Source organism: Streptomyces sp. MUM 2J (assembly GCF_022414535.1).
GTDB lineage: Bacteria > Actinomycetota > Actinomycetes > Streptomycetales > Streptomycetaceae > Streptomyces.
This window is the reverse complement of the sequence record NZ_JADWYM010000040.1, coordinates 1-11,948: the sequence shown is the minus strand read 5'-3', so window position 1 is coordinate 11,948 and position 11,948 is coordinate 1. Positions and strand designations below refer to the sequence as shown.

Genomic DNA, 11,948 nt, shown 5'->3' with positions numbered 1-11,948 from the left:
GGACCGGAGCCGCGCCCGGCGGTGCGGGCGCGGTGATTCGGCGGTCGGGGTGCGGCGGTCGGGGGAGAGCCGGGGTCAGGCCGCTCTGGCAGACTGCTGCGGGTCCGCGGCGGCCCACTCCAGGACGAGACGCCGGTACTCCTCGCGCTGCTCGCCCGTCAGTGTCCCGCCGGACCGGAACCACAGGGCCCGGATCTCCTCGTTGACCTCGGACGCCGATCGCTCGGAGGCGGGTTCAACAGTGGTGGGCATGCCGTGAAGCTTACGGGGGTAGGAGTGATGACCCTGCGAGCAATCGCACATCATTCAGACAAACAGGACAGTGTTGATGGTCACGTGACCTGCGCCTCCCGCCGCGCCGGCCACGGGCCGGGTCCTTCACGTGCCCGGCTTGCGCCCGTAGACGAAGACGTCGTCACCCGACCGCAGCAGCGACCAGTAGGCCCTGGCGTCGGCCCTGGTCATGTTGACGCAGCCGTGCGAGCCCGGCGGGTTCCACATGCTGACGCCGACCGAGTGGAAGGCCTGGCCCCCGTCGAAGAACTGGCTGTACGGCATCGGCACGTGGTAGATCGTCGAGACGTGGTCGATGTGCCGCCAGGAGATCCTCTTCAGCCCGGTGCGGGTCTCGTACCCGTCACGCCCGGTGCGCACCGGCACCGGGCCGTAGACGAGCTTGCGGCCGTCCTGGATCCAGCTCAGCTGGAGGGTGAGGTTCACACAGGCGATGCGCCCCTTGTCCACGGGGCACTTGCCGTCCCTGCCGGGGTTCTTCCCGACAGCCCGCTGCTTGGTCATGAGGTCCATCACGCCCCAGGTGACGGGCCCGGCGTAGCCGATGTCCGGGGTGATGCCGTGCCGGGTCTGGAAGGCCTTGACGGCCTTGCAGTCGGCCGTGGACTGCCGGCCGTCCACGGGCCGACCGAGGAACTTCTCGACCCGTTTCTGGTAGGGGCCCGCCACGGTGGTGCAGTCGGCCGCCGCCTGGGCGGTGCCGGCACCGAGTGTGAGCGTGACGGGTGCCACCAGCGCCGTGATCCCGAGTGCGACGGCGCCCCTTCGGCGTATGTCCCCCATGGCGTGCCTCTCCTCTGCGCGAGCCGTGGTCTCGGCTGGTTGGACCGGTGAGCGGGCCCTGTGGTTGTGCGGGCGGGCACGCTGTGACCGAACGGTGAACTGTACCGGCACCCGACGTCGGCTCCGTGCCCTCGGATCCCCCTGCGTCCTGGCGGGCCCCGGCGGGAGGCAGCCCCGGCTCCCGCATCCCGGCGGGGGCCCTGCGGGCCGCGGGCGGCCCCACGCAGGTGACCAGGACGTGTCCGTCGACGGTGCCGTGGAAACCGGACACCTGCCCTCGGGTCCTGTCGGGTCTTGCGGGCATTCACCCGGCGGGCCGGGGGAGCCTGTCCTTACGGGTCAGTGCCCGCGGTCGAACCACTCCTGGAGGTGGGGGCCTCCGCCCCGATCCTCGTCGCGTCACCGTGCCCGGTGAGGACCTTGGTCCCGGACGGCAGGGTGAGCAGGCGGTCGCGGATCGAGGCGACGATGGCCGGGAAGTGGGAGTAGGAGCGGCCGGTGGCGCCGGGGCCGCCCCGGAACAGGGTGTCGCCGGTGAAGGCGGTCCCGAGTCCCGGTGCGTACAGGCACACCGCGCCCGGTGTGTGGCCGGGTGTGTGCAGCACGGTGAGATCGACGCCGGCGGCCTCGATGACCTGCCCGTCGCGCAGAGGCGCGTCGGGCTCGCGGTCGGGATGGGTGAGCTTCCACAGTGGCAGGTCGTCGGGGTGGAGCCAGATCACGGCGCCGGTCGCGTCCGCGAGCGCGGGGGCGGCGTCGATGTGGTCGTTGTGGGCGTGGGAGCACACGATCGCGGTCAGGCGCCGGTCGCCGACGGCGGCGGCGATGGCCGCGGCGTCGTGGGCGGCGTCGATGACGATCACCTCGTGGTCGTCGCCGACGATCCACACGTTGTTGTCGACGTCCCAGGTACCGCCGTCGAGGGTGAACTGCCCCGAGGTGACGAGTCGTTCGATGCGGGCGTGCGTCACAGCACCACCACCGAGCGCAGCACGTCTCCGTGCTCCATGCGTTCGAAGGCCTTCTCGACCTCGTCCAGTGCGATCGTCTCGGTGACGAACTTGTCCAGGTCCAGGCGCCCTTGGAGGTGCAGGTCGACGAGCATCGGGAAGTCCCGGGAGGGCAGGCAGTCCCCGTACCACGACGACCTGAGCGCGCCGCCGCGCCCGAAGACGTCCGGCAGCGGGAGTTCGAGCGTCATGTCCGGGGTGGGGACGCCGACGAGGACGACGGTGCCGGCCAGGTCGCGGGCGTAGAACGCCTGCTTGTACGTCTCGGGGCGGCCGACGGCCTCGATGACGACGTCGGCGCCGAATCCGCCGGTCAGTTCACGGATCGCCTCGACGGGGTCGGATGTACGGGAATCGACCGTGTGGGTGGCGCCCATGGTGCGGGCGGTGGCCAGCTTCCGGTCGTCGATGTCGACGGCGATGACCTTCGCCGCGCCGGCCAGGCGCGCTCCGACGATCGCCGCGTCGCCGACGCCGCCGCAGCCGATGACCGCGACGGTGTCACCGCGGCCGACGTCGCCGGTGTTGAGGGCGGCGCCGATGCCGGCCATCACCCCGCAGCCCAGCAGTCCGGCCGCCTGCGGGGAGACGGCAGGGTCGACCTTGGTGCACTGCCCGGCCGCGACGAGGGTCTTCTCCGCGAACGCGCCGATGCCGAGGGCGGGTGCGAGGACGGTGCCGTCGGTGAGGGTCATCTTCTGGCGGGCGTTGCGCGTGTCGAAGCAGTACCAGGGCCTGCCGCGCCGACAGGCCCGGCAACGGCCGCAGACGGCACGCCAGTTGAGGATCACGAAGTCGCCGGGCGCGACGTCGGTGACGCCCTCGCCGACGGACTCCACGACGCCCGCCGCCTCGTGGCCGAGCAGGAAGGGGAACTCGTCGGTGATGCCGCCCTGCCGGTAGTGCAGGTCGGTGTGGCAGACGCCGCACGCCTGGATCTCGACCACCGCCTCGCCCGGCCCCGGGTCGGGCACCAGGACCGTGTCCACGCGCACCGGCTGGTTCTTGCCCGGTGCGATCACGCCGCGTACTTCCTGCGCCATGCGCTGATCCCCTTTCCGCCGTCGGCGGGGCCGGTGTCCGTCCCCGGCCCGACCCTACGTGCGAGGCGGCTGCGCGGAGGTGCGGCAGCGCCGGAGGCGCGCGGTTCCGGCCACGTCGGAGCGCAGGTGGCGGGACGGGCACGCGGCCGGGCTCGTGGGGGCCGGGGGAAGTGGGACCTCGTGCGGGAGCGGCTGCCGTGTCCCGGGGCCCCGGGACACGGCAGGGCCCGGTTCCCGTGAGGCGGAGGCGGGGGTGTCCGCGGGACACACGAAGGGCCGCCTCCGTGGAGACGGCCCTTCTCAGGTGCGCGGAGGCTGCTACTGGACGGCCGGGAGCAGGCCGGTCACCGGTGCTGCCAGGTCGGTCACCTGGTGCAGTTCGTTGAGCTTGTTCAGCTCGTTCACCCGGTTCAGCGCCGCGAGCTGCTGGGAGACCCGCGGCATCTCCGCCTGGTGCTCCGCGGGGATGTCGCTCGTCGCGAGCGAGTCGAGCACGTGGACCGGGTTGAGCTGACCGGTGCCCTGGGCGCCGGCGCCGGCTGCGTTCGCGGCCGGCGCGGCGAAGCCGGCGACTCCGGCGGCGAGGCAGGCGGCGGCGACGATGCGTCGAGTGGAGATCATGCCCTCAGCAACGGCGCAGGGCGCCCCGCGGACACGGGCACGTCGCGCCGCTCACCCGTCAGGCGCAGCACGCGGACTGCGCTTGCCGAGCCCGGAGGGGCGGAGGACGCTCGAAGGTGAGGCCGGCGCCGCCCGTAATTCCCTTGCGGACCACGGCCCCCGAAGGAGGTCATCATGGGCACCACCGCATCCGCCGCCTTCGACACCGAGACCTTGCGCCGAGGCGTCGAAGGACAGACTGCGGCGACACTCGTGTCGCTCTACACGGACGACGCGACGCTGCGCATCGTGAACCGCAACAGCCAGCCCAGCCACCCCCGGGTGCTGCAGGGTCGTGGCGAGATAGCCGAACTGCTGGAGGACGTGTACGGCCGGGACATGAAGCACACGTTCGAGGGGTGCGTGATCCAGGGAGACCACGCGGCCTACAGCGAGTCCTGCCGCTACTCGGACGGAACCCGTGTGCTGTCCGAGTCGATGATCACGCTGCGCGACGGCAAGATCTCCGAGCAGATCATGATCGAGGCGTGGGACGAGTGACGGCCGCCCCCCACGCACAGCCGACGCGGACGCGGCGCACACGCGCCGAGGAAGTGGTACGCGCGGCCGACCGGTGACACGCGGCACACGACGACGGTCCGGACCCTCCACGCTCCGGACCGTCCGTGCGGGGCGCCCGGACCACCGGTCACCCTGTTCCGGGCCACGGCCGGTGTCCTGGACGGACCCGCCGGTTCCCACCGCCCGGACGCTCTCGGCGCGGACGGATGCGGCCCGGCCCCGGGCCACCCCTGCCGCCGGGCGGCGCCCGGTGCGCCCTCCCCCGCCCCGCCGCGCTCTCCCCTCCGTCAGCCGGCCGCGTGCCGGGCAGGCTGCCGGAGCATGCCCAGGAGCTGCCGGACCAGTTCGTCGACGACCTCGTCGAGGGTGGCGTCGACCCAGCCGGCGCTCCAGTCGTGCAGGAGGCCGTTGACACTGCCGATGAACGCCGCCGCCGCCAGACGGTAGTCCCGGTCGTCGGCCTCCCCGCGGGCGGCGGCCGCACCGGCCTCGGCGCAGATGAGGTCGACCCAGCGGGCGCGTCGGGCCAGGCGCTGCTCCTCCAGGCGCTCGCTGACGCCGACGATCTCCACGAAGGTGATGCGGACGCGGCGCCGGTCGGCGGTGACGTTGTCGGCGTAGGCGCGGAAGAACACGGTCACGCGTTCCGCGAGCGGCAGGTCGCCCGCGGTGGCGGACGCCGCCCGGACGGCCTCCTCCGCCCAGCCGTTGACCTGGAGGTGCAGGGCGGCCAGGACGTCCTCCAGGGTACGGAACTCCTCGTAGAACTGCCGGGTGGACAGGCCCGCGGCCTCGCTGAGTGCGGCGACCGTCGTCGCCCGGTAGCCGGGCGCGCCGCCGAAGAGTTCCAGTGCCGCCGTCAGGAAGCGGCGCCGGCGCTCGGCCTGTCGCTCCGCGGCCGTCCTGCCGCCATAGCGACCTGTCGGTGCCCTCAGCCTGCCCGCCACGCTCCCTCGCGCCTCCCTCGTCGTCCCCGGGACGCCGTCAATTTTGTCGTGTACGCGGTCTTGTCGAGAAGGCCCCCCCTCCTTACTTTCGAGTAAGTCCACTGTGAAAGCACGCGTGTTCAGATTCCGCGCGCCCTTCCCCCACACTCCCCACTCCAGAGGAGAGAGCACTCATGCCTGCTGTCGGAACCAGGCGCCTCTGCTCCGTCGCCGCCGCCCTCGTCCTGGCCGTGACCGCCCCGGCGACCGCCGCCACCGCCTCGGCCGGACCCGCCCCGGGTGCCGGCCTGCGCGAGGTGCTGTTCGTCGGCAACAACTGGGACGGCACCGCCGACGCCCTCCGGTCCTCCGGCGACTACGCGAAGTTCGGCCGGATCGACGTCGTCCCCGACCGGGCCGAGCGGATGGCGGAGATCAACGCCGACCCGATCAAGTGGATCTACTTCATGGCGATCCGCAACAGCGTAGGTGAGGGACACGACCAGTTCGCCGACGACATGTACTCCACGCCGGACGGCACCTCGGTGGTGGTCTCGCGGCCCAGCCTCGCCGACGTGGTCTCGATCGACCTGGCCGGCGGGGGCGTCAACTGGCGCTTCCGCGTGTCTGGTTACCGTGCCGACCACATGGCCGTCTCCCCCGACGGCGCCCGGGTCGCGGTGTCCGCCTCGACGTCGAACACCGTGCACGTGCTGGACATCGCCACCGGAAGGGAGCTGGGCCGGTTCGCCACCGGCGACAAGCCGCACGAGAACATCTTCAGCGCGGACGGCAGATACCTGTACAACATGTCGATCGGTGAGGTGAACACCGCCGCCGACGCCCCCTGGCTGGACTGGACGAAGGGCGACCGGCACATCACCGTCGTCGACGCGACCACGTACCGGCCGGTGCGGATCGTCGACATGCGCGAACGACTGGACGCGATCGGCCTCAGGGACTTCTCCGACGCGGTGCGGCCCGCGGTGTTCTCTCCGGACGGGGCGAAGCTGTACTTCCAGGTGTCGTTCTTCAACGGCTTCTTCGAGTACGACCTCGCCGCCGACCGGATCACCCGGACGAAGACGCTGCCGAAGAACCCGGCGACGAGCGACGACCGCACCACGTTCGTCAACGACTCGCGCCACCACGGACTGGCGATGAAGCCGGACGGCAGCAAGCTGTGTGCTGCGGGCACCATGGACGACTACGCCACGGTCGTGGACCGCGCCACGCTCCGGGAGGGGCCGCTCGTCACCGCCGTCAAGCCGTACTGGGCCACGGTCAGCGGTGACGGCCGTGACTGCGTGGTCTCGGAGAGCGGTGCCGACCGGGTGACGGCGATCGACTTCGCCACCGGCGAGAAGCGGCTGTCGGTGCCCGTGGGCGACCACCCGCAACGCGTCCGGCTGGGTCACGTACCCGCGGACTGGACGGGCCCGGACGCCTGAGCGCTGCGCACGGGGTCCACGGTCCGTTCCCCCGCCCCTTCCACGCTCCCGGCCGCCCCCGCAGGCGCGCGGCGGCCACCGTGGCGCCGACACGCCCCGATCCGTGCCGTGCACTCGCCGCCGTCCCGGCGCGGCCATAGAGTGCGGTCATGGAGTGACGAACATCACGCCCGGCCGTTGACTGTCCCTCTCATCCGCCCGCATGCCCTCTGGAGGGCCCATGACCCACATCTCGGTGAAGGTGGACGGCACGACGTACGAGGACGAGGTCGAGCCCCGCCTTCTGCTGGTGCACTACCTGCGCGACCGGCTCGGCCTGACCGGCACACCGATCGGCTGCGACACCTCCAACTGCGGTGCCTGCACGGTCGATCTGGACGGCGAGAGCGTCAAGAGCTGCGCCGTGCTCGCCGTCCAGGCGGACGGCGGCGAGGTGACCACCGTCCAGGGACTGGCCCGCGACGGGCAGTGGACGGCGCTCCAGCGGGCCTTCCACGAGCGCCATGCGCTCCAGTGCGGCTACTGCACCCCCGGCATGATCATGGCAGCGCGCGACCTGCTGCGTGACAACCCGCGCCCCACGCCGGAGGAGGTGCGGCAGGGCCTGGAGGGCAACCTGTGCCGCTGCACCGGCTACCAGAACATCGTCCGGGCCGTCCTGGCCGCCTCCGGGCAGGAGGTCACGGCATGACCCCGACGGCGGAACGCGAGGTCGGCCGGGCCCGGCCCCGCAAGGAGGACGCGCACCTGGTCACCGGCCAGACCAACTGGACCGACAACATCCAGGCCGGCGGCCTGCTGTACATGGCGTTCCTGCGCAGCCCGCTGGCGCACGCCCGCATCGAGCGGATCGACGTCGCGCCCGCCCTGCAACGCCCCGGCGTGGTCGCCGCGTTCACGGGTGCGGACCTCGCCGACGAGCTCGGGTCGATGCCCTGCGTGTGGCCGGTCACGGAGGACATCGTGATGCCCGCCCACCCGCCGGTCGCGGCCGACGAGGTGCGGTACGCGGGCGACCCGGTGGCCGTCGTCGTGGCCCGCGACCGGTACGCCGCCGCCGACGCGCTGGAGGCGATCGAGGTCGACTACGAGCCGCTGCCCGCGGTACTGGACCTGGAGGGCGCGCTCGCCGAGGACGCCCCGCTGGTCCACGCCGACAAGGGCACCAACCGCTGCTACGTCTGGCCGCTGAGGACGGGCGAGGAGTTCGGCGCCGTGCGGGAGCGCGCCGAGGTCACGCTGAAGCGCCGCTACCACCAGCAGCGGCTCATCGCCAACGCCATGGAACCACGCGCGGTCGTCGTCACACCGGTCGCCGCGTCCGGCGAGTACACGCTGTACTCCTCCACCCAGGTCCCGCACATCGCGCGGCTGCTGCTGGCCGGGGTGACCGGCATCCCCGAGCACAAGCTGCGGGTCGTCGCCCCCGACGTCGGCGGCGGCTTCGGCTCCAAACTCCAGGTGTACGGCGAGGAGGCCGTCGCCCTCGCCGTCGCGCGCCGCCTGGGGCGGCCGGTGAAGTGGACGGAGTCCCGCTCCGAGGGCTACCTGGCGACCCACCAGGGCCGCGGCATGATCCAGGACGTGGAGATCGCGGCGACCCGTGAGGGGCGGCTCCTGGGCCTCAAGGTCGACCTGCTGGCCGACATGGGCGCCTACCTGATGCTCATCACGCCGGGCACCCCGCTCCTGGGCGCCTTCATGTACCCGGCGATCTACAAGATGGACTCCTACGACTTCACCTGCACCGGCGTCTTCACCACCCGTACCCCCACCGACGCCTACCGTGGTGCCGGACGCCCGGAGGCCACGTTCGCCATCGAGCGGATCATGGACGACCTGGCGGCGGAACTCGGTGTGGACCCGCTGGAGCTGCGGCGGCGCAACTGGATCCGGCACGAGGAGTTCCCGTACACGACGGTCGCCGGCCTGACCTACGACAGCGGCAACTACGAGGCCGCCACCGACCGGGCGCTGGCGCTGTTCGGGTACGACGGGCTCCGCGCCGAGCAGCGCAAGCGCGCCGAGCGCCAGGACACCGTCCGCCTCGGCATCGGCGTGTCGACGTACACGGAGATGTGCGGTCTGGCACCCAGCAGGGTGCTGCGGGACCTGCGCTACGCGGCCGGTGGGTGGGAGGCGGCGAGCATCCGCATGCTGCCGACCGGCAAGGTCGAGGTGGTCACCGGCACCAGCCCGCACGGTCAGGGGCACGTCACCAGCTGGAGCCAGATCGCCGCCGACGTGCTGGGGGTGCCCTTCGAGGACGTGGAGGTCGTGCACGGCGACACCCAGGCGGCGCCGCAGGGCATGGACACCTACGGTTCCCGGTCGCTGGTCGTCGGCGGGTCGGCCGTGCACCACGCGGCGGTGAAGGTGGTGGACAGGGCCCGCAGGGTGGCCGCCCATCTGCTGGAGGCCAGCGAGCAGGACCTGGACTTCGCGGACGGGGTGTTCTCGGTCAAGGGCTCCCCCGAGGCCCGCAGGACCATCCAGGAGGTCGCGTTCGAGACGTTCACCTCCCACGACCTGCCCGAGGGCCTGGAGCCGACCATCAACGCCGAGCACCTGCTGGACCCGGACACGTTCTCCTACCCGCACGGCACCCACCTGTGCGCCGTGGAGGTCGACACCGAGACCGGGCAGACCCGGATCCGCTCCTACGTGTGCGTCGACGACGTCGGCCGGGTGGTCAACCCGGTGATCGTCGAGGGGCAGGTGCACGGCGGGGTCGCCCAGGGCATCGCGCAGGCCCTGTACGAGGAGGCGGTGTACGACGACGAGGGCAACCTGGTCTCCGGCACCATGGCCGACTACCTGGTGCCGTCCGCGGCCGACCTGCCCGACTTCGTCACCGACCGGACGCAGACACCGGCCACCTCCAACCCGCTGGGCGTCAAGGGCGTGGGCGAGGCGGGGACCATCGCCTCGACACCGGCCGTGGTGAACGCGGTGGTGGACGCGCTGCGGCCGCTGGGCGTCGGCGACGTCCGGATGCCCTGCACACCCGAACGGATCTGGCAGGCACTGAGGGAGGCGCGCTCATGATTCCCCCGGCGTTCGACTACGTCCGCCCGGCCAGTGTCGAGGAGGCCGTACGAAGCCTCGCCGAGGCGGGCGAGGAGGCGAAGGTCCTGGCCGGCGGGCAGAGCCTGCTGCCGCTGCTGAGGCTGCGGCTGGCCTTCCCGGAACTGGTCGTGGACGTCGGCCGGGTGGCGGAGCTGCGCGGGGTGCGCGAGGACGGCGACACGCTGGTCATCGGCGCGCTGACCACGCACCACGACGTGCTGCGCGATCCGCTGGTCCGCCGTCACGCCGGGCTGCTGGCCGCCGCCACCGCCACCGTCGCCGACCCGGCGGTGCGGCACCGGGGCACCCTCGGCGGGTCCCTCGCGCACGCCGACCCGGCCGGCGACCTGCCCGCGGTGGCGCTGGCGCTCGACGCGGAGCTGGTCGCGGCGGGGCCGGGCGGGCGGCGGACGATCCCGGCGCGCGACTTCTTCGTCGACTACCTCCAGTCGGCGCTCGCGCCGGACGAACTCCTCGTCGAGATCCGTTTCCCCAAGGCGGACGGCTGGGGCTTCCACTACGAGAAGTTCCACCGGGTCGCCCAGGCCTGGGCGATCGTCGGGGTGGCCGCCCTGGTGCGGCGCGACGGCGGCCGGGTGACCGAGGCCCGGATCGGCCTGACCGGCATGGGCGCCACCCCGCTGCGGGCCGCCGCGGCCGAGGCGGCGCTCACCGGAGCCGGGGACGCGCAGACCGTGACGCGTGCCGCGGAGGCGGCGGCGGAGGGCACCCGGCCGACGCGGGACACGTCGGCCTCGCCGGAGTACCGGGAGCACCTCGCGCGGGTGCTGACGCGGCGGGCCGTGCTCGCCGCCACCGGAATGGGGTGAGGTCCGATCACGCACATCACCGGCATGGACGACCCGGAGCAGGTGCGGGCCCGCCTGGAGGAGACGGGGTATCTCCTCGACGACGGGCTGGCCGTCGCCTGCTTCCTGGTCCTGCGCCTGGGCCGGCCGCTGCTGTGCGAGGGCGACGCGGGCGTCGGCAAGACCGCGCTGGCCTCCGCCCTCGCCGAGGCGCTGGGCGCGCCGCTGATCCGGTTGCAGTGCCACGAGGGGATCGACGCCTCGCAAGCCCTGTACGACTGGGACTTCCCCCGCCAGCTGCTGCACCTGCGGGCGGCGGAGGCGGCGGGCGTCCGCGACGTGGAGCGGCTGGAGGGCGAGCTGTACGACCGGCGGTTCCTGATCGCGAGGCCGCTGCTGAAGGCGCTCCAGACACAGCCGTCGGTGCTGCTGGTGGACGAGATCGACCGGGCGGACGACGAGTTCGAGGCGTTCCTGCTGGAACTGCTGTCGGAGTACTCCGTCACCATTCCCGAGCTGGGGACCCTGCGCGCCGAGCAGCCCCCGGTGGTGGTGCTCACCTCCAACCGCACCCGCGAGGTGCACGACGCGCTGAAGCGCAGGTGCCTGTACCACTGGTTCGACCATCCTGACTTCGCCCGCGAGCTGGCGATCGTCCGCCGCCGGCTGCCCGGGGTGTCGGTGCGGCTGGCGGAGCAGGTCACCGCGCTGGTGCAGGCGCTGCGCGGACAGGAGCTGCTGAAGCCGCCCGGGGTGGCGGAGACCCTCGACTGGGCACGGGCCCTGGACGCGCTGGGGGCCGGCGAGGTGGACGCGGAGCTGGCTGTGGCGACGCTGGGCTCGGTGCTGAAGTACCGCGAGGACGCGGAACGGGCACGGCGGATGGACTTCGCGGCGGTGCTCGCGGCGCGGGGAGGGTGAGCGGCGTGCTCGCCGCCGACGCCACCCTGGTCGGCTTCGCCCGGGCGCTGCGCGCCGCCGGGGTGGACGCGAGCGCGGAGCGGTTGCAGGCCTTCCTGCGGGCGGTGGACGTGCTCGGGGCCGAGGCGCGGACGGACGTGTACTGGGCGGGCCGGCTGACGCTGTGCGGCGGACGGGACGACCTGGAGCGCTACGAGCGGGTCTTCGCCGCCTGGTTCGGCCCCGGCCCGCAGCCGCGTGCGGCGCGGCGGCCCGCTCCCCGGCCGCGGCCGCGGCTCGCGACCCGGGAGGGGACCGGCGCCACACCGGACACCGGCGGGAACGCCGCGCCCGACGCTCCGCCCGCCGCGGCGGCGGCCAGCCCGGTGGAGGTGCTGCGGCACCGGGACGTGGCCGGCCTGGACCCGGCGCAGCGCCAGCAGCTGCACCGGCTGCTGGCGGCGTTCGCGCTGCGCGGCGC

11 protein-coding genes and 2 pseudogenes are annotated in these 11,948 nt (G+C 73.0%); 7 read left to right on the top strand and 6 right to left on the bottom strand.

The window, feature by feature from the left end:
* Positions 1-75: 75 nt before the first annotated feature.
* The 5 genes and pseudogenes from I3F54_RS25775 to I3F54_RS25755 form a co-directional block, all read right to left on the bottom strand.
* Entirely contained in the window at positions 76-252 is a 177-nt protein-coding gene (locus I3F54_RS25775) for a hypothetical protein (RefSeq protein ID WP_240121298.1), read from the bottom strand.
* Between the two features lie 126 nt (positions 253-378).
* Complete coding sequence (locus I3F54_RS25770) at positions 379-1,077, bottom strand: L,D-transpeptidase family protein (RefSeq protein WP_240121297.1); 699 nt, start codon at positions 1,075-1,077, stop codon at positions 379-381.
* 339 nt (positions 1,078-1,416) lie between these two features.
* Positions 1,417-2,048: pseudogene (locus I3F54_RS25765) on the bottom strand (MBL fold metallo-hydrolase).
* Positions 2,045-3,130 carry an S-(hydroxymethyl)mycothiol dehydrogenase gene (locus tag I3F54_RS25760; protein WP_240121296.1) on the bottom strand — a complete coding sequence of 362 codons (1,086 nt, stop codon included), beginning with the start codon at positions 3,128-3,130 and terminating at the stop codon, positions 2,045-2,047. Before I3F54_RS25760 ends, I3F54_RS25765 begins: the two are co-directional and overlap by 4 nt.
* A 318-nt stretch (positions 3,131-3,448) precedes the next feature.
* Entirely contained in the window at positions 3,449-3,751 is a 303-nt protein-coding gene (locus I3F54_RS25755; protein ID WP_240121295.1) for a hypothetical protein, read from the bottom strand.
* Positions 3,752-3,925: 174 nt separating this feature from the next.
* Here I3F54_RS25755 and I3F54_RS25750 point away from each other — a divergent pair, with 174 nt between their 5' ends.
* Positions 3,926-4,291 carry a nuclear transport factor 2 family protein gene (locus I3F54_RS25750; RefSeq protein ID WP_240121294.1) on the top strand — a complete coding sequence of 122 codons (366 nt, stop codon included), beginning with the start codon at positions 3,926-3,928 and terminating at the stop codon, positions 4,289-4,291.
* Between the two features lie 308 nt (positions 4,292-4,599).
* Here the strand turns inward: I3F54_RS25750 and I3F54_RS25745 are convergent, their stop codons facing one another.
* On the bottom strand, positions 4,600-5,259 hold the full coding sequence (locus tag I3F54_RS25745) for a TetR/AcrR family transcriptional regulator (protein ID WP_240121293.1): 660 nt from the start codon (positions 5,257-5,259) through the stop codon (positions 4,600-4,602).
* A 173-nt stretch (positions 5,260-5,432) separates the two neighbouring features.
* Between I3F54_RS25745 and I3F54_RS25740 the strand changes: the two genes are divergently transcribed.
* From I3F54_RS25740 to I3F54_RS25715, 6 genes and pseudogenes are all read left to right on the top strand, one after another.
* The gene (locus tag I3F54_RS25740) at positions 5,433-6,689 is read left to right on the top strand and encodes a YncE family protein (protein WP_240121292.1); all 1,257 of its coding nucleotides are present in this window, start codon (positions 5,433-5,435) and stop codon (positions 6,687-6,689) included.
* A gap of 220 nt (positions 6,690-6,909) precedes the next feature.
* On the top strand, positions 6,910-7,380 hold the full coding sequence (locus I3F54_RS25735; RefSeq protein WP_240121291.1) for a (2Fe-2S)-binding protein: 471 nt from the start codon (positions 6,910-6,912) through the stop codon (positions 7,378-7,380).
* Positions 7,377-9,737, top strand: coding sequence for a xanthine dehydrogenase family protein molybdopterin-binding subunit (locus tag I3F54_RS25730; RefSeq protein ID WP_240121290.1), 2,361 nt, complete (start codon positions 7,377-7,379; stop codon positions 9,735-9,737). The genes I3F54_RS25735 and I3F54_RS25730 overlap by 4 nt, the downstream gene beginning before the upstream one ends.
* On the top strand, positions 9,734-10,588 hold the full coding sequence (locus I3F54_RS25725; protein WP_240121289.1) for a xanthine dehydrogenase family protein subunit M: 855 nt from the start codon (positions 9,734-9,736) through the stop codon (positions 10,586-10,588). Before I3F54_RS25730 ends, I3F54_RS25725 begins: the two co-directional genes overlap by 4 nt.
* A gap of 24 nt (positions 10,589-10,612) precedes the next feature.
* Complete coding sequence (locus I3F54_RS25720) at positions 10,613-11,488, top strand: MoxR family ATPase (RefSeq protein ID WP_240121288.1); 876 nt, start codon at positions 10,613-10,615, stop codon at positions 11,486-11,488.
* 5 nt (positions 11,489-11,493) lie between these two features.
* Positions 11,494-11,948 (top strand): annotated as a pseudogene (locus I3F54_RS25715) (hypothetical protein); the annotation flags it as partial.